The sequence below is a fragment of the Thermocoleostomius sinensis A174 genome (assembly GCF_026802175.1).
GTDB classification, from domain to species: Bacteria; Cyanobacteriota; Cyanobacteriia; order Elainellales; family Elainellaceae; genus Thermocoleostomius; species Thermocoleostomius sinensis.
This window is the reverse complement of sequence record NZ_CP113797.1, coordinates 3,526,004-3,548,426: the sequence shown is the minus strand read 5'-3', so window position 1 is coordinate 3,548,426 and position 22,423 is coordinate 3,526,004. Positions and strand designations below refer to the sequence as shown.

The 22,423-nt window shown below is 46.5% G+C and carries 18 protein-coding genes, 1 tRNA gene and 1 pseudogene; 9 read left to right on the top strand and 11 right to left on the bottom strand.

The features are described 5' to 3' along the window. Positions 1–321 precede the first annotated feature (321 nt). From OXH18_RS15350 to polA, 3 genes are all read left to right on the top strand, one after another. On the top strand, positions 322–1,311 hold the full coding sequence (locus tag OXH18_RS15350; RefSeq protein ID WP_268607977.1) for a glycosyltransferase family 2 protein: 990 nt from the start codon (positions 322–324) through the stop codon (positions 1,309–1,311). Between the two features lie 107 nt (positions 1,312–1,418). After that, positions 1,419–1,940: a serine O-acetyltransferase gene (locus tag OXH18_RS15345; RefSeq protein WP_315874735.1), complete on the top strand. Its 522-nt coding sequence runs from the start codon at positions 1,419–1,421 to the stop codon at positions 1,938–1,940. A gap of 202 nt (positions 1,941–2,142) precedes the next feature. Next, complete coding sequence (gene polA, locus OXH18_RS15340) at positions 2,143–5,130, top strand: DNA polymerase I (RefSeq protein WP_268607975.1); 2,988 nt, start codon at positions 2,143–2,145, stop codon at positions 5,128–5,130. Between the two features lie 179 nt (positions 5,131–5,309). Here the strand turns inward: polA and rpoD are convergent, their stop codons facing one another. After that, positions 5,310–6,446 carry an RNA polymerase sigma factor RpoD gene (rpoD, locus tag OXH18_RS15335; protein ID WP_268607973.1) on the bottom strand — a complete coding sequence of 379 codons (1,137 nt, stop codon included), beginning with the start codon at positions 6,444–6,446 and terminating at the stop codon, positions 5,310–5,312. A gap of 570 nt (positions 6,447–7,016) precedes the next feature. On the opposite strand from rpoD, the gene OXH18_RS15330 reads away from it, so the two are divergent. The 5 genes from OXH18_RS15330 to thyD all read left to right on the top strand — a co-directional run bounded on the left by OXH18_RS15330 (position 7,017) and on the right by thyD (position 12,227). Further along, positions 7,017–7,322, top strand: a complete 306-nt coding sequence (locus OXH18_RS15330) for a TIGR02450 family Trp-rich protein (RefSeq protein WP_268607972.1) — start codon at positions 7,017–7,019, stop codon at positions 7,320–7,322. 86 nt (positions 7,323–7,408) lie between these two features. Beyond that, positions 7,409–8,128 (top strand): hypothetical protein, encoded by a 720-nt coding sequence (locus OXH18_RS15325; protein ID WP_268607971.1) that lies wholly within the window; start codon positions 7,409–7,411, stop codon positions 8,126–8,128. A gap of 230 nt (positions 8,129–8,358) precedes the next feature. Further along, positions 8,359–10,812, top strand: a complete 2,454-nt coding sequence (locus tag OXH18_RS15320) for a heavy metal translocating P-type ATPase (RefSeq protein WP_268607970.1) — start codon at positions 8,359–8,361, stop codon at positions 10,810–10,812. A gap of 96 nt (positions 10,813–10,908) precedes the next feature. Next, the gene (gene psb28, locus OXH18_RS15315; protein ID WP_268607969.1) at positions 10,909–11,304 is read left to right on the top strand and encodes a photosystem II reaction center protein Psb28; all 396 of its coding nucleotides are present in this window, start codon (positions 10,909–10,911) and stop codon (positions 11,302–11,304) included. After that, complete coding sequence (gene thyD / locus OXH18_RS15310) at positions 11,301–12,227, top strand: thylakoid membrane protein ThyD (protein WP_268607968.1); 927 nt, start codon at positions 11,301–11,303, stop codon at positions 12,225–12,227. The genes psb28 and thyD overlap by 4 nt, the downstream gene beginning before the upstream one ends. A gap of 74 nt (positions 12,228–12,301) precedes the next feature. Here thyD and OXH18_RS15305 read toward each other — a convergent pair whose 3' ends face one another. From OXH18_RS15305 to OXH18_RS15275, 7 genes are all read right to left on the bottom strand, one after another. Continuing rightward, positions 12,302–12,583, bottom strand: coding sequence for an Npun_R1517 family heterocyst differentiation transcriptional regulator (locus OXH18_RS15305; protein ID WP_268607967.1), 282 nt, complete (start codon positions 12,581–12,583; stop codon positions 12,302–12,304). A gap of 711 nt (positions 12,584–13,294) precedes the next feature. Beyond that, positions 13,295–14,089 (bottom strand): HAD family hydrolase, encoded by a 795-nt coding sequence (locus OXH18_RS15300; protein ID WP_268607966.1) that lies wholly within the window; start codon positions 14,087–14,089, stop codon positions 13,295–13,297. A 257-nt stretch (positions 14,090–14,346) separates the two neighbouring features. Continuing rightward, positions 14,347–15,618, bottom strand: coding sequence for a glycosyltransferase family 4 protein (locus tag OXH18_RS15295; protein WP_268607965.1), 1,272 nt, complete (start codon positions 15,616–15,618; stop codon positions 14,347–14,349). A 471-nt stretch (positions 15,619–16,089) separates the two neighbouring features. Then, a tRNA-Pro gene (locus OXH18_RS15290) sits at positions 16,090–16,163 on the bottom strand. A gap of 81 nt (positions 16,164–16,244) precedes the next feature. Next, a complete protein-coding gene (locus tag OXH18_RS15285) occupies positions 16,245–16,610 on the bottom strand; it encodes a DUF1818 family protein (RefSeq protein WP_268607964.1) in 366 nt (121 codons plus the stop codon). Between the two features lie 20 nt (positions 16,611–16,630). After that, the gene (locus tag OXH18_RS15280; RefSeq protein WP_268607963.1) at positions 16,631–17,320 is read right to left on the bottom strand and encodes a hypothetical protein; all 690 of its coding nucleotides are present in this window, start codon (positions 17,318–17,320) and stop codon (positions 16,631–16,633) included. A gap of 53 nt (positions 17,321–17,373) precedes the next feature. After that, positions 17,374–17,601: a DNA-directed RNA polymerase subunit omega gene (locus tag OXH18_RS15275; RefSeq protein WP_268607962.1), complete on the bottom strand. Its 228-nt coding sequence runs from the start codon at positions 17,599–17,601 to the stop codon at positions 17,374–17,376. A 662-nt stretch (positions 17,602–18,263) separates the two neighbouring features. Here OXH18_RS15275 and OXH18_RS15270 point away from each other — a divergent pair. Further along, positions 18,264–19,124: an SDH family Clp fold serine proteinase gene (locus OXH18_RS15270; protein ID WP_268607961.1), complete on the top strand. Its 861-nt coding sequence runs from the start codon at positions 18,264–18,266 to the stop codon at positions 19,122–19,124. 37 nt (positions 19,125–19,161) lie between these two features. Here OXH18_RS15270 and mgsA read toward each other — a convergent pair whose 3' ends face one another. From mgsA to OXH18_RS15255, 3 genes and pseudogenes are all read right to left on the bottom strand, one after another. Beyond that, positions 19,162–20,433: a methylglyoxal synthase gene (mgsA, locus tag OXH18_RS15265; protein WP_315874734.1), complete on the bottom strand. Its 1,272-nt coding sequence runs from the start codon at positions 20,431–20,433 to the stop codon at positions 19,162–19,164. 355 nt (positions 20,434–20,788) lie between these two features. After that, positions 20,789–20,965: pseudogene (locus OXH18_RS15260) on the bottom strand (sugar transferase); the annotation flags it as partial. Between the two features lie 26 nt (positions 20,966–20,991). Beyond that, on the bottom strand, positions 20,992–22,344 hold the full coding sequence (locus OXH18_RS15255; RefSeq protein WP_268607958.1) for an O-antigen ligase family protein: 1,353 nt from the start codon (positions 22,342–22,344) through the stop codon (positions 20,992–20,994). Positions 22,345–22,423 lie beyond the last annotated feature (79 nt).

The window sequence follows — 22,423 nt, the reverse complement described above, 5'->3', positions numbered from 1 at the left end:
TTCTGAACCAGAACAATCCGGACACCCTGTGATAGCACTCATTGGTAGATCCCAAATATTACCTGTACAGTAACTGTGGAATTATCGTTCCACGCTATCACAAGAATTTGCCATAAGGGATAGAAATTGCCGCTCTCTCACTGCTTTTAATCAACTCAAAGCAATTTCTTTTTCAAATCTTTGTATAACTTATTAGAGTACTGCCCAAGCTTTCACAATCTTTCTCAGGGATCGTGACTAGTGTGGTTAAAGAGGGCAACCTGTCTAAATTGAACAATGTTCTTGTCTCCAGGAAAATCACAATTTCTCAACGACATCCCTATGACTGACGTTATTAAGTTAGGTGCACCTCGTCTGACAATCATAATTCTCAACTACCGAACGCCTGATCTTACCGTTGATTGTTTGCGATCGCTTGTGGATGAAGTGGCAGCTTTACCCAATACCCAGGTAGTAGTAGTGGATAATGCCTCTAATGATGGCTCAGTCGAACGAATTCAACGGGCAATTGCGACTGAAAACTGGGGTGATTGGGTATCTTTTATGCCCCTTGATCACAATGGCGGCTATGCCGCTGGTAACAATGCTGCGATTCGGCCGGCTTTGGCGACTGATCCTCCTCCGGACTATATTCTGCTGCTCAATCCCGATACGGTGGTCTATCCAGGTGCCGTTAAAACCCTAGTCGCATTCATGGATGCGCATCCAGAGGTGGGCATTGCCGGTAGCCGGCTTGAAGACCCAGATGGCACCCCACAGCGATCGGCGTTTCGGTTTCCCAATCTTTTAGCTGAGTTGGACGGTGGCTTGCGGCTTGGCATTGTGACTAAGCTGTTATCCCGTTGGATTGTAGCCCCTCCGGTGTCTGACGTGCCTTGTCAAACCGATTGGGTGGCGGGGGCCAGTATGATTATTCGCCGCCAAGTGTTTGATGATGTGGGTTTAATGGATGAAAAATACTTTCTCTATTACGAGGAAGTTGATTTTTGTCTGGCTGCCAACCGGGCGGGATGGCCGTGCTGGTATGTTCCCGAGAGCCGAGTCATTCATTATGTCGGGCAAAGTTCCGGTGTAACCGATACTAAAATTAAACCTAAACGTCGTCCCACCTATTGGTTTGATTCGCGGCGACGGTTTTTTGTTAAAAACTATGGCTGGTGGTATGCACTACTGACCGAAATTGTTTGGACATTTAGCTTTAGCCTGTGGCGATTGCGGCGAGCCATTCAACGCAAGCCCGATGAAGATCCACCCAATTTCTTGATCGATTTCCTGCGCAATAGCGTACTTGTAAAGGGGGTAGAAATTTGAGTCCTCTCAACACTCGTGACAATGGACAGGTTGCCATCGCACCTGACACTAGCAACTCGGAATCCTCTGCGAATTCTAATAGTTCTACCGCAACGCAGCCAGGTTCGCTGGGTCTATGGCAACAAATTAAGGAAGACTGGGAAGCCCACGGTCGCGATTGGACAAAGCCAGGATTTCGGGCCGTTGCGATTCAACGATTTGGCGTATGGCGGATGACCCTTGAACCCAAGCTTCTACGCGCTCCGTTCAGCGTGTTTTATCGCATGTTGTATCGCAAGGTTCGCAATACCTACGGCATCGATCTGCCCTATACGGTGCAACTGGGGCGGCGCGTAGTGATTGAACATCAGGGAGCGATTATTATTCATGGGCATTGCATCATTGGCGATGATTGCATCATTCGGCAAGGGGTGACGTTGGGAAATCGTTATCTCGATCGCCCCTTAGACGCCCCCAAGTTGGGAAACCGAGTCAATGTTGGGGCCGGAGCTAAAATTTTAGGGGATGTGACCATTGGTGATGATGCTGCGATCGGGGCCAATGCAGTCGTCGTCAAAGATATCCCGGCCGGCTATACGGCGGTTGGCATTCCAGCCAAGCTGCTTGAACCTAAACCCAAGCAGTCGTAGGACGCATCTAGGTCATCTCATGTAGGTCATCTCGTGATCAAGGGAATCATCAGGTCAAGGACACTGAGTTGCAGAGACGGAAATTTTGTGTCTCTATAGTCAATAGTCAATACTGCCTGTCAACGGCTATCGTCAATTGACGAGCCAATGCTGCCAGTTAGACATACTGTCAGTGATGGCAACCGACTCATTCTCCTTGCCTATGTCCCCGACCCCAACCTCTCCAAAAATTTTGTTGATCGATGGGCATTCCCTTGCCTTTCGGGCCTATTTCGCGTATGCCAAAGGTCGAGAAGGGGGACTGCGAACCAAGACTGGCATTCCTACTAGTGTTTCCTACGGCTTTCTCAAAGCCCTTTTGGATACGTTGGAAGCAGAACGCCCTGAACATGTCATGATTGCCTTCGATTTAGGTGGTCCTACTTATCGCCACGAAGCCGACGAAACCTACAAAGCCGGCAGACCGGAAACCCCCGAGGATTTTATTCCCGATTTGAAGAACCTTCAGGAATTGCTGGCAGCGCTCCAGCTTCCCATTGTCACCGCTCCAGGCTATGAAGCGGATGATGTGATTGGCACAATTGCGCGTCGGGCCAGTGCTGAAGGCTTTCGAGTCAAAATTCTGTCGGGCGATCGAGACTTATTCCAGCTAGTTGATCCGCAGCAGCACATTACCGTACTCTACCTCAGTACAACCTTCGGTAAAGGCACTCCCCCTCCTAAGGAATTTGGGTTAGAGCAAGTCAAACAAAAGATGGGCATCCTGCCCTCGCAGGTGGTTGACTATAAAGCACTATGTGGCGATCCGTCTGATAATATTCCCGGTGTCAAGGGCATTGGCGATAAAACGGCCGTGCAACTCCTCAATACCTACGGGTCGTTGGAGCATGTGTATGCTTCATTGGATCAAATTAAAGGTGCGGTCAGAAAAAGATTGGAGGAGGGCAAAGAATCCGCCCTACATTCGCAGTACATGGCCCAAATTCATTTGGATGTGCCAGTGATTTTGAGCTTAGACGACTTCAAACTAAAGGGCTTTGATGTAGAAGCCCTAGCCCCACTGTTAGAGAAACTAGAATTTCGGCAATTTGCTAGCCGCATTAACCACATTCAGCAACTTTTGGGTGGAAAACTCATGGAGGAAGAGTCTTCCTCAGACGATTCGACTCGGACTGATTCCAACCAAGCAGTTGAGTTTGATGTTGACGACGACCTAGACTTCTTTACGGCTGAAGAAACCGAAGCTAGCCAACGAGCCACCACCGCTACCATTTTGCCGCAGATTGTTGACTCTCCTGAAAAGCTAACCGCTCTGGTCAACACCCTTGTCACGCACAAAGATACTTCTAATCCGGTTGCTTGGGATACCGAAACGACCGCACTAGAACCCCGAGACGCAGAATTGGTAGGAATTGGTTGCTGTTGGGGAACGGGGCGATCGGACATGGCTTATATTCCAATCAACCATCGCGAAGGCACCAACCTCGACAAAGGGTTGGTGCTCGATGCCCTACGTCCAATTTTGGAAAGCGCCGACTATCCCAAAGTGCTACAAAATGCCAAATTCGATCGCCTCGTGCTTCGTTGTCAAGGGATTACCCTGCGTGGCGTAGTGTTTGATACGATGCTGGCTAGCTATGTATTAAATCCAGAAAATAGCCATAATTTGGGAGATTTGGGCCTAAAGTATCTGAATCTGCTGTCTCAAAGCTATGAGAATTTAGTCCCCAAAGGCAAAACAATCGCCGATCTAGATGTGCAGTCTGTGGCCAACTACTGTGGCATGGATGCCTATGTCGCCTTCCAACTCGTCCCCAAGTTGCGATCGGAGCTACAGGCAATTCCGCATCTCTACGAACTGCTCTTAGACATTGAGCAACCGCTAGAGCCTGTTCTGGCCGAAATGGAATACACAGGCATTCGCGTCGATCGCACCTATCTTCAACAGTTTTCCAAGCGCCTAGAGCAAGACCTCCACACAATCGAACAACAGGCCTACGAAGCAGCCGGCGATAAATTTAGCCTTGGTTCTCCCAAGCAACTTGCAGAATTGCTGTTTGAAAAACTAGGACTCGATCGCAAGTTGTCGCGCAAAACCAAAACTGGATATTCTACCGACGCAGCCACATTAGAAAAACTGCAAAATCGCCTTGAGGCAGAAATTGAAACGCTAAAACAGAGCAATCAATCAGACGCTTTGACAGAAAAACAGCGGCAATACACAGTCGTGAGTAGTGTGATTGAACATCGCACGTTGTCTAAACTCAAGTCTACCTACGTAGATGCGTTGCCCAACTTGATTCGATCGGACACGCAACGAGTTCATACAGACTTTAACCAGGCAATTACGACCACCGGGCGACTGTCTTCCTCCAATCCCAATTTGCAAAATATTCCGATTCGCACAGCATTTAGTCGGCAGATTCGGGCTGCATTTATTCCCGAACCAAATTGGCTCATCGTGGCGGCAGACTATTCACAAATTGAACTGCGGATTCTAGCCCACCTGAGCCAAGAACCCGTGCTACTAGAAACCTACAAAAACAATCAGGATATTCACGCACTAACGGCTCGCTTGTTGTTCCAAAAAGACGAAATCACACCCGAGGAACGGCGTCTGGCAAAAGTGATTAACTTCGGTGTCATCTATGGCATGGGTGCCCAGCGATTTGCCCGTGAATCGGGTTCGTCTACCTCTGAAGCCAAAGTCTTTATTGAACGCTTTAACCAAGAATATTCCAATGTCTTTGCCTATTTGCAACAAATGCAACGAGAAGCGATCGGCAATGGTTATGTCACAACAATCAAAGGTCGGCGGCGCTATTTCAACTTTGCCAGCAACAACCTGAAGTCATTGCGGGGCAAGAACCCCAACGATATTGATCTAAGCAAAATTAAATTCCGCGATCAGTACGATGCGCAGCTACTGCGCGCTGCTGCCAACGCTCCCATTCAAGGCTCCAGCGCCGATATCATTAAAATTGCCATGGTAAAACTGCACGAACTGCTGAAATCCTATCGCGCTCACCTATTGCTGCAAGTACACGATGAACTCGTCTTTGAAGTCCATCCGGAAGATTGGCAGCAGTTGCAACCTCACATTAAAGACACGATGGAATCGGCAGTGGACTTGAGTGTGCCGCTCAAGGTTGAAGTACGCGCTGGGGAAAACTGGATGGAAGCAAAGTAGAAACGAAAGCAGAAGTGTGGCAGTGCGACTGCCAAAACCGTTGAATGGAGAAGCAGTGAATCAATTCATATAGTGGGTCGATGGGAAACTTAACTTTGACCTAATCAGAGATTAGTGAGGCAAACAAAAATAGGGCAGGAAATTCCTGCCCCATAAACTTTATAAAATTGTTGATCTAATTAACGGATATACTCCTTCAAAACACTGTTACGATTCGGATGACGCAATTTGCGTAAAGCCTTGGCCTCTATTTGGCGAATGCGCTCGCGGGTGACGTTGAAGATCTGTCCAATCTCCTCTAGAGTCTTCATTCGGCCATCATCCAGTCCATAGCGTAACCGCAGCACATCCCGCTCGCGAGGACTGAGTGTTCCCAGGACACTCTCTAAATCTTCCCGTAGTAGATTTTTTGAAACTTGATCTTCTGGAGTTTCACCGTCAGATTCTATAAAATCTCCCAAGCGAGAGTCTTCCTCTTTCCCGATCGGCGTTTCCAGTGAGATCGGTAATTGAGCGGACTTAGCAATAAACCGCAGCTTCTCGATTGTCATCTCCATGCGAGTTGCAATCTCTTCTTCAGTCGGCTTACGCCCCATTTCCTGAGACAGCAATTTGGTTGTTTTCTTAATTCGAGAGATAGTTTCATAAAGGTGAACCGGAAGCCGAATTGTCCGAGATTGATCGGCAATGGCCCGAGTAATAGCTTGACGAATCCACCACGTAGCATAGGTTGAAAACTTGTAGCCTTTCTCGTGGTCAAACTTTTCAGCGGCTCGAATCAACCCCAAGCTGCCCTCTTGGATGAGATCTTGAAAGGACAATCCTCGATTCATGTACTTTTTAGCGATTGAGACAACCAACCGCAGGTTAGATTGCACCATCTTTTCCTTAGCCCGTCGTCCCTCATGCAGGCGCCTGCGGAACTTAGGGAGAGGTTGATTCACCTCATTCGCCCAAAGCTCTAGTTCCTTTTCAAGGTCCTGTGGGCTACGCTCCAAGCGTTCGCACAACCGATCTCGAACCCGTTCCAACTCCAACAAATCCGCAATTTTGCGAGCTAGTTCAATTTCTTCGTCGGCACGCAACAGTCGGATTCTACCAATTTCTTGGAGATAGAGTCGAATCGAATCTTCGGTGTAATGCTTTTTCTTTGCTTGGGTTCGACGGCGAGAAGAACCTTTTCCCTCTTTACCGTCCTCTTCGTCAGGCTGTGCATCAAAAATATCGTCTCGATCATCTCCTTCATCTATTAAGAGTCCCTCAAAATCACTCTCAGACGGGTCAATGGTTTCGAGTACGTCGTTAGCCTGGGTCATGCCGCGCTCCTCATGCTCCTTGTGTCAAACGATCAGGTTAACAGTATTAATTTAGGGAATATCACGACCTCAATAGCGTTCCAATAACTTGATTCAATCACTGAATTGCCAATGGACGCCAATCCGTCAAAAACCTCAGTTCCCTGCAATCAACCTTAAGAGGCACGATCGCTTCTCGCCAGAAAGACTGGGAAAAGCACCAGTGCGGAACTTCACTGCCTCTGAATTTTGTTGAGACCTCTCCGATTGTAACTTTTCTCACAAAAATTGCTATCACTTTTTCCAGTTTTATGTCCCGAATAAACGGCACATGAGTACAGGATAAGCTCAAAGTAGAGTAGTTGCACGGATTCGACAAAAATATAGGCTTCACAACAAGTCAGGCAGCAAGTTCAATTGATTTTTAACGTAGCTAGATTGCAGGTCAAGCAAGTTCAGCCATTCTAATGAACTCAGCATAACCGAACATTACCTAAATCGGGGACTGATTGACCCACGAATTTCTGATATTTTTGGCATTGATTAAGATGACAAATAAGGCAGATTCAAATATTCCTTAAACGTTAACAAATGTCTAAGAAGCAAAAGTTCCCGCATTTAGTTGGGTCCAAATGGACAGCACAGCAACCAACCTGGGGATGGCGGCATTTTCAGGTAATGAATCGTAAAAATCAAGGACAGTGGGTATTTGCTGAACTGGTGGCCGCTTGTGATCCGTCGGTTCGATTTTGGATTAATGCTCAACAATTGAAAAAACGATCGCTCTGGCAAGCTGGATGGCAACCACTCCATGAAATGCAAACATCTTCATCTGTTTCATCTGTTCCTATTTCTGGGGCAGTAACAGAATCGATCACCGAATCAACGTCTTGTTGAGATGTGAACTTTTCTTCCAGTTCCGTGAGCGGCGAAGTATAATTTGGTCGAGCGCGTTGGTTCGGGCAACCAGTGGGAGTTTAGGCATGTCCTACCGCGAGAGTCCTAACGAGAGTCCTAAAAGCATTGATTCTCTCATTCGAGAAGGATATGCGACAGACATCAGCAGCTATCTAGGGCGCGGCTGGGATCTGTTGCAGCAAAAGCTAGGGAGTTTCATTGGCTTTACTGCGATTTTTGTGTTCGTTATTCCGATCGCCCTCGCCATCATTGCCGCTATTCTGGACCCCGCCTCGGTTGATCCGTCTACTAATCGTCCTTCAACTGGCATTGCGCCTCTGCTGAATGCTGCGAGCTTTATTGTTTCTCCAGCGTTAGAAGCTGGGTTTTATTTAGTTGCCCTTAAGCTTGCCAAACAGCGATTGACAAGCTTTAGCGACTTCTTTCGGGGCTTTCACTACTTTCTTCCCCTGCTGCTAGCTAGACTCGTCACTTCGATTTTAATTGTTCTCGGCTTTCTGCTGCTGATTATTCCAGGGATCTATTTGGCGGTTGCTTATGGGCTTGTCTTTCCGCTGATCCTTGAGCGCAAAATGGACTTTTGGCAAGCTATGGAGACTAGTCGCCGCGTGATTACGAAGCGCTGGTTTTCATTCTTTGGGCTAGGATTATTGCTGTTTTTGATTAATCTGGTTGGACTATTGCCCTTCGGATTGGGATTGCTAATTACCATTCCCCTCAGCTACTGCACTTACATTGCAGCGTATGAAAGCGTTTTCGGACTACAACTCTCTAGCGACGAGTGATCACCGGAAGTAACTGGCAGGAAGAATGGAAATTGGGTCCTGAAACTATACATTCCTTGTGTAGGGCGTATATGCGTAATACGCTAAATCACCTATTAGAAAAATCTTTACCTTCTGGGCAATTTGACAATTCTTCGCCTACTCTCTAAAGAAGAGGCTGAACTGTTGCAAAGTGATACAACTTTCGTATGGCTGCCATTCAGCTAGCTGTTCCCAGGAAGTGCGATTGTATGCAGATTGCTCCGAAGTCGATAGAATCACCTGAGTTTGACGTATCCCCGTCATTGTCAAAAGCTGAGCTAGAGAGTTTTGCGTTAGATGTAGAAGGCATGAAATGTGCAGGTTGTGTCAAGACAGTTGAGAAGCAACTGACTCAGCAGCCTGGCGTCGTGTCAGCAACGGTCAATTTGGTGACAGAGGTAGCCTTGGTGACGTGTGAGGCAGGAACGGTGCGTCCGGACGCACTCGCCGAGGCTCTTACAGAATCTGGCTTTCCCACTCGACCCCGCTCAGTGGATAGTCGCCGTTCAGCAGGGCCATCACTCAATCCAGCAGAGCAACAGCGGCAAGAAACTCAGCAACAGATTCGTCAAGCCACGATCGCCGTAGCCTTATTGTTCTTCTCTACCCTTGGGCATCTCGATCAGTTTGGATGGCTAACCATTCCAGGATTGGGCAACATTTGGCTGCACTGGGGGCTAGCTACCTCGGCCTTGTTAGGGCCAGGGCGATCGATCCTGACAGACGGCTGGCGAGGACTGCGCCACAACGCTCCTACTATGAACACCTTGGTAGGATTGGGAGCATTAATTGCCTATACCACCAGCGTCATTGCGCTGCTATTTCCTCAGTTAGGGTGGGAATGTTTTTTTGATGAACCCGTCATGTTGGTCGGGTTTATTCTACTGGGACGAGCCTTAGAGCAGCAGGCCAGAAGTAAAGCTGCTGCCGCCTTTCAATCGTTGATTGCTCTCCAGCCCACAACCGCCAAGATTGTTAGAACTCATCAAACAAACAGCGGTCAACAGCCCGCCAACGAGAATGCCATGCTCCACTCTAGCTCGATCGAAATCCCAGCCGATCAAGTCAAAGTTGGCGAATGGCTTCAGGTTTTACCAGGGGAAAAAGTGCCGGTAGATGGTGAACTGGTGGTTGGGCAGACAACAGTGGATGAGTCAATGTTGACTGGGGAATCTATGCCAGTGCTCAAGCAGCCTGGAGACTCACTGACGGCTGGCAGCTTGAATTTATCAAGTGCGATTGTTCTAAGAGCAACCCGCACGGGTACAGATACAACCTTGGCACAAATTATTGCACTGGTCGAAGCAGCCCAAACTCGGAAAGCTCCGATCCAGAAACTAGCAGATGTCGTGGCTGGGTATTTTACCTACGGCGTCATCGCGATCGCCATTCTGACATTTCTGTTTTGGTATTTCGTCGGGTTTCCGCTTTGGTCTGATCAACTTCTTGCCCATCATCCTTGGTCGGTGGGTAGTGCTCATGCCATGCCCATGCCATCCTCTGTACCAATACTTTCCCCAACACCCCTCCTACTCAGTCTCAAACTGGCGATCGCAGTGTTGGTTATTGCTTGCCCCTGTGCCTTAGGATTAGCCACCCCAACCGCGATTTTAGTCAGTTCGGGAATTGGGGCTGAGCAAGGGTTGCTAATTCGGGGTGGTGATGTATTAGAGAAGGTGCATCAACTCCAGACAATCATATTCGATAAAACTGGAACTCTGACAGTGGGCAACCCGACGGTTACAGACTGCATTGTTCTTACCGATACCCTCACTGGTGCTGAACTTTTGCAAATCGCCGCCAGTGTAGAGAGCGGAACGCAGCATCCAGTGGCAAAGGCAATCCAAGCCCAGGCGAAACAACAGCAGCTTCCGGTTCTGCTGGCTCACCAGTTTCATACAGAAGCAGGAATGGGCGTTTCTGCATTAGTGGGTGAACAAGCAGTTGTGTTAGGAACTCCGGCATGGCTGACTCAGCATCACATTGATGTTGATACTGCCGATGCTCAGGCGCAGCAGTTAGCCGCTGATGGTAAAACAGTGGTTTATGTTGCTGTCGCGGGAAAGTTAGTAGGGCTGATTGCGGTTCAAGACACAGTGCGTCCCGATGCTCAATCGACGATTGACCACCTGCGAAAAATGGGGTTGCGGGTGATGATGATGACTGGAGATCACGCTGCTGCCGCCAACGCTATTGCCAGTTCGTTGGGCTTACCAACACAAGACGTTCTAGCAAACGTCCGTCCCTCCCAGAAAGGGGCAATGATTGCTGAACTACAACAGCAAGGGCAACAAGTGGCAATGGTCGGCGATGGCATTAATGATGCTCCAGCGTTAGCCCAAGCAACGGTTGGCATTGCCCTGCATTCAGCTACCGATGTGGCCATTGAAACTGCTGGGATTGTGTTGATGCGCGATCGTCTCCATGATGTTGTTGAGGCAATTCACCTCAGTCAAGCCACCTTCAATAAAATTCGTCAAAATTTGTTTTGGGCGTTTGCTTATAACCTGCTAGGAATTCCGATCGCCGCTGGATTCCTGCTGCCAACCTTGGGGATTGTTCTCAGCCCCGCAACGGCGGGTGCCTTTATGGCGTTTAGTTCGGTCAGTGTTGTGACCAATTCGCTGCTGCTGCGTCGGACATTCAAACCGTCGAAACCATAAAAAACAAAAAAACAAATGTCAATCGCCGCTATCGGCTGAAAGTGGAAGCCGTCCCATCCGGTTTTATACTGTTTCCATAGGTTCATCTAGTTTTCCATGGCTGATTTGGTTCCCGCAATTGAGTTTTTTGAAGGCATTCCCGAAGAACTGAGTGATGTCAGCTTAAGGCGCAATCGATCAACTGGCGTTCGCACGGTTCTCCTAACCTTCAAAACCCTAAAGTCGATCGAACGCTTCAGAAGTTACACGACTCGGTTTGCCAATGCGCTGCGTTTAACCGATGAAGAAGGCAGAATCAACATCGAACCCTCCTCTGTGCAGTTTTTTCGCTTTGGTGGCCCTGAAGGAGACGATTTGCAACGAGTTGAATGCAAATTTGAGATTGATCGCGAAGACCATTGGGAACGATTTATGCGATTTATGCACCGCTATGCCGAAGCAAACGGCATGGTGTACGGAGAAACAGGCAACCCGCAGGAAGAAAACTCATGAAGATTGCAGTCACTGGTGCAACAGGATTCGTCGGCAAACGGTTAGTTGAACGGCTTCAAGCGGAGGGGCACAACGTTTTAGCACTGAGCCGCAAGCCCGATCACGCTCAACAGGTTTTTCCTGCGACCGCTTTCCCAAAAATTGAAATCGTTGGCTATTCCCCTTTGGAGTCCGGTGTTTGGCAACAGTCCCTAGCTGGCTGCGACGGAGTTGTTAACTTGGCGGGTGCACCGATCGCCGAAAGCCGTTGGACACCAGAGCGCAAGCAAGAGATTCTAGAAAGCCGCACGATCGGAACACAAAAAATCGTTGAGGCAATTGCCAACGTCAATCCAAAACCTACTGTTCTCGTCAATTCTTCCGCGATCGGATACTATGGCACTAGCGAAACTCAAACCTTTGATGAGACCAGTTCCCCCGGCAACGATTTCTTAGCACAAGTTTGTCAAGCTTGGGAAACCGAAGCAACAAAAGTTAAAGAAAGCGGTGCTCGTTTGGTAATCTTGCGGACGGGTATTGTCCTAGGCATGGGAGGTGCACTTGCCAAACTGCTAGTTCCCTTTCGGATGTTTGCAGGAGGGCCATTAGGAAGCGGTCGGCAATGGTTCTCCTGGATTCATCGTGATGACCTCGTTAACTTGATTCTTGAGTCGTTGACACAACCTGATAGGGAAGGGGTTTTTAATGCAACTGCCCCCAATCCGGTTCGGATGGCAGAGCTTTGTCAAACGCTAGGACAACTGATGAACCGACCATCATGGTTGCCTGTTCCCAATTTTGCATTGGAGATCCTGTTGGGTGATGCAGCTCAAGTTGTCTTGGAGGGACAACAGGTTTTACCGAAACGAACTCAGGCTTCTGGATTTGAATATCAGTATCCAACGGTTAAACAAGCTCTAGCAGAAATTCTTAATCGTGCCTAGACAGGAATCGAAGCAAACAACATGCAAGGAAATACTGAGTGAAACGATTTGGAATTTGCTTAGACAACTTTGGCTTAGACAACGTCTTTGGAGTTGCGCAACCGAATCAGTTGACGGCGCATTCGCGGCGAAGCATCTGTTTCAGGGACTTCTGACGTTTCAACTTGAGCATCTACCGATTCAAGATACTCATCTGCACCATAGGAGAAAGCATCAAGCAACATCTCTAAAAGCTGTTCACGATCGTGCAAGACGCGCTTTTCTTCAATCAGCCTAAATTTGAGGCGAATTTCACAATCATAAACAGCAAATCCAGAATCAACTGCTTGATAGTCTTCTAAGGATGTTGATTTCATACAAGTACCAGCCCCTACTGTGCTAGAAAGGTCAAGAGCGAACTAAGAATACACGGTTAACTATCTGCATTTGCTGCATTTTTGCAATCAATCACCTTTAACTAGTTGAACAAACTAGCTGGATTTTATTTGAGTTTCGACGAATGAGAATTTCTTTTGGTATGGGTGATCTTCCATCACAGCACGCATATTAGTTTGATACTGGCTAACCTAGAATTCCCATAAAATAAATTAGATCCACTATCTAGCCGCAAAGAATTCACGCCTACCAAATTTCTCAATATCCTATAAATAACATCATTTCTCTATTCGTAAAGAAGCTCTTTTATAAATTCTCTGTGAGAAGTTCGAGAGACCTTCATAGGGGCTTTAAACACCAATGCTTTGCCTGTTTTAAGCGGTATTCAGTCATATGAATTACCCGATCGATCTAGATAATTACGGAGATAGCCTTTAGATACTGAGAGGTAGAAAGTCTTGATATTAAGGCTCTACTTGCGGTCATTAAAACTACAAATTTGCTAGTCAATTCTACAGACAGACAGGTACAAATTGAGACAATGAAATTAAGTTTTATTTGATGACTACCGTTCAAAGCAACCTGCCTTAAACTGTATTTTGCTCCGTATTGTAATGGCACCTTGCACTACAAACGATAAACCGTGATTCTACGAGTGGTCGATCACGTATCATCCTTTTGCTGAGGTGGTTTTAATACCACTGTGAGAACGCTTGTACGAAGGTTGACAGTGACAAAAGGTGAATACCGGTTGTGCGGTCAGCAAGTTCCCGATCGTAGGGCGTATTATAGCCCCAATCTGCCAAAAACAGTTGAACGCGATCGAGGTCTGAGGCGGCTTGAATCGCTTGTAAAGTCTTTAACCGATCTTCTACAAACCAAATCTCTGTTGTTGGAGCGTCACCCTGCTGTAAAGCAGACAGCAAATCTCGAAGCGTTTGTGATTTTGGCTGTTTGACTTCTTTACCAAAAATGCAATTTTCTGGCAAATCAATTTGTTGTTGCTGAAGTAACTGGCGAACGAATCGCCCTTCCTTTGTTGTAATAATTACAACATCAATTGAATCCGCAAGCATTTGTTGGATTCGCGCAATTATACCTGGGTAAAATTGATGTTGTGACAACCAGTGGTCTACATCTCGCGAGATCCATTCGTCTCGCACTCGATCGACTGTGGCAGCAATCTCGATCGGGGTTAGGTTCGCCTCCTGAGCCTTGTAGGAAGCCAGTGTACCCCAGTGCGCCAAAATCTCCGCTTCAGGAAGACCGTCTAGGATTGTTTGAATCAGTACTGGCATTTCCCAGCCCGATTCCACAACGGGGCGCAAGCGATAAAATTTGGCATCTAAGCCCTGGGGAGGAACTGTCTCAGCAGGTTTCCAGAGTTGGCAGTAGGCTTGCCACGCTGTTTGAAAATACTCGATGAGTCCATCACAAACGACACCATCAAAATCGAGGGCCAAGATCGCTGGCTGGTTTTTAAGCATGGTTGATGCGTCCTAGCACCTGATAGAGCAATAAGATCGAAAGCTGACAAAACGCGATCGCCCAAACACCAATCATTAAATCATCACAAGCGTATTTTGCAACCTTTTTTAACTTATCAAATTTATTCAATCGTTCTTCAAAGGAGGCAACCTTTCTTTCAAGAGATTTTTATTAATAGAAATCTTTACAAAAGGGAAAAGACACTCTTGGGAAAGAGAGAGTGTCAAAAACAAGGCGAGCACTAGGCGAGCAACAATCAGTTCTCAGAGTTGAGTTCAGGTAAAGCCCTAGCTGGCATTCCCATGGCTGTCACCTCGTAAAACAAATCTTCGTATCGGCTGAGTGCTTGTTCAAATGAATACTGAGAGACCGCATACTGCCGCCCTTGGTGGGCCATCATTTCTACCTTAACAGGGTTGTTGTATAGATCTAGAATGGCTTCTGCCAACAGTTGCGGGTCTTCAGGTTCTACCACAACTCCGCCTCTGCTTTGGCGAATCGCCCGAGCGGCTGTTCCGGTGCTAGGAACCGATGCAACAATTGGTCGCCCACTAGCTAGAAGCACTTGAATTTTGGACGGCATGTTGAAGGCAACCACATTACGTTTTTGCATAACCAAACTAATATCTGCGGCTGCAAGCATTTCAGGAAGTTGTTCTCTTGGCTGGAATGGCAACAACAAGACATTATCGAGTTTATATTCAGCACACAGTTGCCACAAGGTATCTAAAGCCTTTGCTTCGCCAACAACCACAAAAATAATATTTGGTATGTGCTGCAACTGAGTGGCTGCATGAATCACGGTTTGCAACCCTTGAGTCAAGGCAATATTACCGGAGTACATCACCACAAACTTATTCTCTAGATGGTGAACTCGCCGAAATGCATTGGCTTCTTTGGGTAGAGGGCGGATGAATTTTGTATCAACCCAGTTTGGGATACACCGAATTTTGTGGATAGGGACGTTTTTGTTGCCCAAATTTTCGGTGAACCCATCGGCAATTACGCTAATTGTATGGGCTGTGTGATAGGCGTATCGCTCCAGTTGTTTAAACATACGAATTGCCACATGACTTTTGAGCAATCCAACATGGACAGCGGCATCTGGTAAGATATCTTGCAAATTTAGTACAACTGGACACGAGTAGAGCCAACCCAAGAACGATGCTGGCAAACAGACTGGCAAGGGCGGAACCGTAAGCAGAATTACGTCTGGTCGCCAACCTTTCAACGCTTGAAAAATGCTGGTGGTGACAAAACTTCCATCTAGTAGCATCCGGTCTATCAGTCCTGGCTTGGGACGAACCCATATACAACTTCGCTGAACAATGACTCCATTCCGTTCCTCAGTACAGTAAAATTTGCCTTGATACTCAGGGTAAATTTGGCGCTCAGGATAATTTGGCATTCCTGTAATAACTCGCACCTCATGGCCGCGTGCAACCAGCCCCTCTGCTAATTCGGTCATGAGGGGAGCAATCCCGATCGGTTCTGGATGATAGTTATAGGAATAAATCAGAATACGCATAAGTTCACCGATGAGTGAGGGGAGAGGTGGACAGTTGCCGAAAGGAAAAAGAACGTAGAAAAACGCATGTAAAAATTGACCACCTACCGTAGAAGAGGTAGTCGAAGCTAGCCTGGGAAGACAATCTAGCAGTAGATTAAATTGGGCTAGATCAACAGTTAGTTGAGTAATAATTAGATTGATTTGGTAGGCAAACCAGCGATTGCATCGAAATCAGAAGGCTTACCTAAACGGCTTCAATTTGCATTTCCTATAGATGCAGATGGGCTATCGATGACATGGATGCCATTTTTCAACAGCTTCAACTCATTCTATAGTGCTAGTTTTTGGCTTCAAGAAGCTACCGTAAAAATACGTTTTTCAGTCACTTACATTCTTTTGAAACAACGTATTCAACTCCTGAAAAATACGGCTAGTTACAGCTATCCATGCAAAGTTGTCATCCATCGATTTACTTGTTTTGCTCTGCGATCGGAGCGGCGGGATTCGAACCCACGACCCCCACTACCCCAAAGTGGTGCGCTACCAAGCTGCGCTACGCCCCGTGTTTTAGTTCAATGCTTTACAAGCATAGCACATTGCTCTAGGTTTGATTTCAACCTGTAGAAGTGGCAATACTGTGAAGATCAAAAGACTTTAAGGATTTGAGCCGCCTGCACCAAGCCAGGAACTGCTGCTTCTGACCATGTTCCTTCTCCGCGCCGCCCAGTTAATAGAATGAAGTGGAGGCTATAGGCATGAGGATAGCCTTGGGCTTCTAGCCAAAGTAAGGGGCTTTCAACTTCACAACAGATTCGCTCTGCATCCATCAGTTCTTGGGCCATTTGCTGCATGGTTGTAGCTAGTTGAACCACAAGGCGGCAGAAATCATCTAGTTCGGCAGTGGTCACTTCGATCGCCCATTCTTCCCCCCCTAATAGACCACAGAAATGCTCTGCATGTGGGTTCCATCCCAATCGCCAACCATGACCGCTTTTCACTTGACGAGACATACATTCACCGACAGCAACAGCTAGGGGAGCAACAGATCAGCATCGCCTGGTTGAGGCGTTCTAGGGGATGCAGGAGTGCTAGGTGACGACTGCGGCGGCGCTGGAATTGGAGAAGATTCGGTTGGAGCGGTTCGCTGGTCAGACGAATCACCAGAGGGACGATAAGAGGCTCGGAAAATGTCTACGATCGCTTGAATTAAGGCATCTCGCTCAGCACGGCTAAGATTTTTCATGGCTGCCATATCTCCCTCCATAGGGTTCACCGTCAGTGAATCGCTGCTGGGGTAGGTGGATGCCGCAATAAATTCGTTTGCGCCTAAATAATCTGCCATGGTTAGCTTCCAATCCAGCCGATAGAGAGGAGCACGACCTTGGACATAAATGTGGTAGCGAATGAAGCGCCCAACCAACGTGTTATCTTCAGCAACTTCTCCGGTTCTACGGTCGATATATTGGTTTTCTAGGGGCAGATCAAGCTGTTGATAAACCTGCTGCCATACTGTCAAGGGATCAAAGCGCTGTGCCTGAGCTGCTTGAGGTACAAATGGCAAAAACAGAGATGTCACCGAGTGCAATCCTAGGGGAATTTGCCGAGATGGGTGGGGGGTGGGCATGAGGGTGGACAGCAAGATAAGTCCTAGGCTAGCAAACCCGATCGCCATTCGCTGGCTCCTCGTTTGCTGAAGGTTGAACATCAGTTTAGACACCATTTGCAACCGTTACCCCACTTTCGCTTCCCCCCAATACATCCTATTGATGCAGCCTATTCACCAATGATTTCGGGTTGAGTCAGTTCATCGGACATTTCGATAATGGCCCGAATCACAGGCTTCATCTTTGGATCATCAAGGTTATCAAATTCTTCATAGCGGCGACGTTGGGCCCGATTAGCCACCTGTACTGTGATGCGGTATCGATTGGAAGCAGCGCTGATCAGATCTTCTGCACGACGCATGAGTTGGGTGGTATCTAGAGTGGAACGTTTCAACATAGAGTACGCTCAGTAAATTACGATCGGTTTCGATCAATGCTAACGAGGATTTTTACCCTATGTCCTAGCATGACATAGGAGCAGCTTTCATTCTAACGATAGATCCCCCACTTTCAGCGAAGTGGATTAGGATTAACCATCTACGATTTCAGCGTCGCGATCGATTGAAGTATCAGCGATGAAGATTGATCGGATGGGGGTGTTGTTCCGCAGGGGGTTCTTGCTATAGTTTTATATGTTCCTATGGCTAGAGCCGCGTTAGCAGGGTGCAATGACCGTAGCCCGGAGTTACTAAAAATTACTCGCAATTGAGAATTAAAAGCGTGGGCTTAGTAATATCCAAATCAAGCGCTCCGCTTCAATTTTGTGTTTTTTACAAGCTAGGTGAGGACGCTGGAGATTAGCTTGAACGGCCTAGGCAAAACTTAGTCTTAGGGCTAGCTCTACGAACTTAACTTTAACAAGATTTTACAATTGAAGTCATTTATATTAACGGTGAATGAGCATGTTTAAGATGATTGGAACAAAACGAGTGGCAGTTCGACGAAATTCTCAGTATGACGTAGTTGTCCGAAATTTAGAGGAAAAAGGGTTGTTATCTACTCCTCTGGTCTACCCATCTTCTGTTCCAGAAGATCTAAACAGCCGATCGCTCTTTCCTCATGAACCCAGCAGAGAACCAACCATTTACCACACCGTTAGTTGTCAGAAATCTTAGCTTTCCTAGAACCAACCAGTTACCGCTGCAATCTCCTAAGTATTGGGTTAAGGAGAAAGATCGTTACCTTAGGCAATTACTGATTGAAGACATTCAGGAACTTACTCAACGAGAACTGATTGTTTATTTTACCAATGAAGGGATGATCGATTTTCGAGACGCTGATGATATCTCGGAAATTTTAGACGATTGCCGCACCCGCGATGTGGATTTACTGTTGCAAACCCCCGGCGGCATTATTGATGCTTGTGAAAAGGTAATTAGCGTACTTCGACTCAGAATCAATACCTATCGAGTGTTGATTCCAAGCTGGGCTAAGAGTGCAGGTACAATCATTGCGTTGGCAGCCAGCGAAATCGTTATGGGGGTCAATTCTGAATTAGGGCCGATTGATCCTCAATTCAATGGGATTCCAGCCGAATATATTCGAGATGACCCGGCCCAGCAGTACCCCATTCGCCAAATTGCTGAAAGCGCGATTGCGCGAACTCGAAAACTGGCAAACCAAGTGTTGAGTAAGGGAATGCTGCAAGGCGAGCCGCTGAATAAAATTAGCAGCTTGGTTGATCAGATTTCTTCAGCCCAAAGCTATTCCTCTCATGGAGCCGTTATCAATGCCGAAGAAGTAAAGAGCCTAGGGCTAACCGTCACCTTCTTGGATGCCAAAGATGAACTGTGGAAAAAGATTTGGTTGCTCTACTGTATGTATGACTATGACTGCCAACGCAATCAATATGCCAAGTTATTTGAAGGAGCACGAGTCAGCATTGCTCGACCTATACCACCTGATGTCGAAACAGAGTAAACGATTGATTCAGTGCTTTGGTTAAATCTGTCCCTATTTAGGAAGGTTTAGGTGCAAAGACTGACAGTGCGGCTGGAATACATTCCACCTCGATCGGGGTTGTGCCGACGATTTCGCCATCTACCACCACTTTTTGTGGAGGAGTTGTGGTGACTTTGAGACGAGGCGTTCGCACATGCACCACGTTTTGTTGCTCAATGTTGGTTCGCGTGATTGCTCCGCCCAACATGCGAAACATGGTGGTGATGCCCTGTAAACGATTTTCAGCCGACGCGATCGTGACATCTAACAGCCCATCATCAAATACCACTTCGCCAGCTCCTTGAGCCAAGATTGAGGTGGGAGGGGCGGCATTGGCGATCGTAATCGCATGGGCTTGAAACGTGTAAACATCCCCCTCGGTTTCAATCTCAGTTTCAAATAATTCTTGGCCTTCCAGTGCTTGCCACCCGGCCATAAAGTAGGCAAGCGCACCCCACTGATTTTTTAATTCTCGACTGGCCATTTCTACGGTCACGGCCTCGTAGCCCACCCCCGTTAGCAGAATCATAGGATAGCCATTGCAACGCGCTGCATCTACTAGACGGGTATGACCTCCCAAAATGACCTGACAAGCATTACGAATTGGCAAAAATCTGGAAATTCCAAGGGATACGGCAAAGGCGTTGGCTGTACCGCGTGGAATAATCCCCAGGGGAACACCCGTGCCAATTAAAGCATCGGCAACGGCAGAGACGGTTCCATCTCCACCCGAAGCAATCACCAAATCGGCTTCTGCGGCGATCGCCGCCCGCACTAATTCCCCTGGATCATCGTCTGGTTCAGTGACATGCACATGCAAATGTAAGTGGGGTTCTAGCAACTGACGAATCAGGTCTAAATCCTGCTCGGCATTCCCTTGTCCAGACACCGGATTGTAGATGAGGTGGGCAATCAGCGTCTTAGCAAATCGAGCGACGATAGCTTCCGCGGTAGCCAGATTGGTCGCCAACGGCACATTATGCACATTGCAAATGCGCAACAATGCTTGAATGTCTGGTTCGTGCGGTTGTGCATACAGCGGATCAACTAGAAAGATGACGGCAAGTACCCCGCCTGTTGCCACTTCTGCCGCAATTTGAGCATCCCCTCCTAAGGGTCCAGACAACAGGCGTTCAATGGGCAGTCCTGTTGCTACTTCAATTCGTTGCCCGGTGGTTCCTGTTGCAATTAATCGATAGCGTCCCAATAGGGGAGTGTACTGGCGGGCAAACTCAACAATGTCATCTTTTTTCGAGTCGTGGGCAATCAGTGCGATCGTGTTGGTCATGGAAGAACGCCGCATAGGAAGTGAATAACTTCTATCCTTCGAAGAATCAGGATAGCTGTTCTAGGGATTTACTCAGTTTATCGGATAGAACAACTATTTTTCTGGCGGCTGGTGAGTTTTTAGGCGATCGACTTTACTGAGAGATGTGTTGCCCACAGACAATATCCGTAATGAATATTTCAATAGACGTTAAGCTTAACGTATCAATGAAGGATAATTTGTAAAGTTGTGTAGAGAAGCACCCTGAATCAATGACTCTTTTTAGACACTTAAGTGAATGATGCCGGATTTTATTGAGGGGCTAGCTAAGCAAATTAGGACAGGGAATAGATTAAGTTCAAAACAAAGGTGGGAACTAATACGCTCCAGATTTTTTCAAAATTACTTGAATAGTTTTAAGAATAATTTGAAGATCAAGCCATAGTGACCAATTTTCAATGTAGCGAATATCCAACCGTAGCACATCTTCAAAGTTGTCAATATCCGATCGGCCTGAAACTTGCCAAAGACCAGTAATTCCTGGTAGGACCTTGTGGCAAAGTAAGTATGTTTTACACATTATGTGTTTGATTCGAGAGATAACTTAATCGATGTAATGCTATATGTAACCCACACGAAATTAAAATCCAACAAACGGGTTTCAGAAAGATTGGCTAGTATAAAATAGGTAACAAAAAATATGGGAATCACTGCTTGCTTACATTTAGAGCGGATAAGATAGGAAACCGCTTGAAACACACTAAGCAAAATTGCAGTAATTAGAATTAAGACTCCGAATGCGCCCAGTTGTACCCAGGCGTCAAGAAAACCAAAGTGAGCATTAGGAGGATACCAAAATCCTTTATACCAATCTAATGCAGGATTGTTCGCACCACGCCACTCTTGCCAAAAGCCGTGTAAACCATAACCAGTCCACATTCGATGAGTTACTGCATCCCAAACAGGTGGCCAAATATTTGTCCGTCCTGTAAAAGACAAATCTTTGCCAAGAAACCTCTGTAGAATAAACCCTAGATTAGTAATAGTAAATGAAAAAGCAATACATGCAACCAATATACAGAAAATTATGTTTAATACCGCAACTTTATCTCTCAGTTTCTTAGTAAATTGAACGGCGAGAATTAGCAAGAACAGTATAAACAAATGAACGATTGCCCCTCCGGATTTAGCTTGAATAAGAAGAAGGGTAAACACTATTGAGATTAGACAAGAAAAAAGGCGTGCTTTAGGAACATAGATAGCGGTCAAAACCCACAATATAATGCTTATAGCCATCAAAGCCCCTAGCTCATTTTTTGAGAAGAGGATACCAGCTAGACCTCCACCAGCTGTTGTACCATCATTGGTTTTACGACGAATGATAAAGCTTAAGATTGCTATTGGCACAGCACTCCAACGAACAAACGTTGAAATTTGCCAAAAGTCGGAATACTTGCAAATAGCAAGAAAAGAAAGGTTCGCTATTAGTAAAATAAGCCCTGCTTTAAAGGTGATTAAAGGAGTTTCTGACCAAAAAGACGAAGCAACTCCTAAGAAACTCAAGCCCCAAAAAAAAGGATTTCGAATGATACTGCATCTTAAATATGGAATTAGTTCTCGTATCAAAAAAGCGGATAATTTCTTACGTGAGACAAGCAATATATAAGCATAAATAAGAACTTGAAAACTAGATAAAATGGCATTAGGAGGAGGCACCCAAAAATAGTTTGGTCTCCAATGAATGAATGGAGTTAAATTAATAGGTGTGAGACAAAAAAAAATGAATACAATAAAGCAAAATTCAAGTTGTTCTAAGTTTTTTTTACTCTTATTTGTCCAAGCTAAAACAAGCATTGAAAATAAAACAACAAAGATGCCACTACTGATTACAATAACAGGATTGCTCACCAACCCTACTACTAAGTCTCTCATATTTCTAGTAACGTAAATCGATCGCAGACTTTAAAGCAATTGGAAATAGGTGTAAACACAGCCGAGGCATGAAATTCAA

Bases quoted from the DNA above. Each gene is read 5' to 3' on its own strand.
- OXH18_RS15350 (WP_268607977.1), top strand. From the start codon at position 322: ATGACTGACGTTATTAAGTTAGGTGCACCTCGTCTGACAATCATAATT.
- polA (WP_268607975.1), top strand. From the start codon at position 2,143: ATGTCCCCGACCCCAACCTCTCCAAAAATTTTGTTGATCGATGGGCAT.
- rpoD (WP_268607973.1), bottom strand. From the start codon at position 6,446: ATGACCCAGGCTAACGACGTACTCGAAACCATTGACCCGTCTGAGAGT.
- OXH18_RS15330 (WP_268607972.1), top strand. From the start codon at position 7,017: ATGTCTAAGAAGCAAAAGTTCCCGCATTTAGTTGGGTCCAAATGGACA.
- OXH18_RS15325 (WP_268607971.1), top strand. From the start codon at position 7,409: ATGTCCTACCGCGAGAGTCCTAACGAGAGTCCTAAAAGCATTGATTCT.
- OXH18_RS15320 (WP_268607970.1), top strand. From the start codon at position 8,359: ATGCAGATTGCTCCGAAGTCGATAGAATCACCTGAGTTTGACGTATCC.
- psb28 (WP_268607969.1), top strand. From the start codon at position 10,909: ATGGCTGATTTGGTTCCCGCAATTGAGTTTTTTGAAGGCATTCCCGAA.
- thyD (WP_268607968.1), top strand. From the start codon at position 11,301: ATGAAGATTGCAGTCACTGGTGCAACAGGATTCGTCGGCAAACGGTTA.
- OXH18_RS15305 (WP_268607967.1), bottom strand. From the start codon at position 12,583: ATGAAATCAACATCCTTAGAAGACTATCAAGCAGTTGATTCTGGATTT.
- OXH18_RS15300 (WP_268607966.1), bottom strand. From the start codon at position 14,089: ATGCTTAAAAACCAGCCAGCGATCTTGGCCCTCGATTTTGATGGTGTC.
- OXH18_RS15295 (WP_268607965.1), bottom strand. From the start codon at position 15,618: ATGCGTATTCTGATTTATTCCTATAACTATCATCCAGAACCGATCGGG.
- OXH18_RS15285 (WP_268607964.1), bottom strand. From the start codon at position 16,610: ATGTCTCGTCAAGTGAAAAGCGGTCATGGTTGGCGATTGGGATGGAAC.
- OXH18_RS15280 (WP_268607963.1), bottom strand. From the start codon at position 17,320: ATGGTGTCTAAACTGATGTTCAACCTTCAGCAAACGAGGAGCCAGCGA.
- OXH18_RS15275 (WP_268607962.1), bottom strand. From the start codon at position 17,601: ATGTTGAAACGTTCCACTCTAGATACCACCCAACTCATGCGTCGTGCA.
- OXH18_RS15270 (WP_268607961.1), top strand. From the start codon at position 18,264: ATGAACCCAGCAGAGAACCAACCATTTACCACACCGTTAGTTGTCAGA.
- mgsA (WP_315874734.1), bottom strand. From the start codon at position 20,433: ATGACCAACACGATCGCACTGATTGCCCACGACTCGAAAAAAGATGAC.
- OXH18_RS15255 (WP_268607958.1), bottom strand. From the start codon at position 22,344: ATGAGAGACTTAGTAGTAGGGTTGGTGAGCAATCCTGTTATTGTAATC.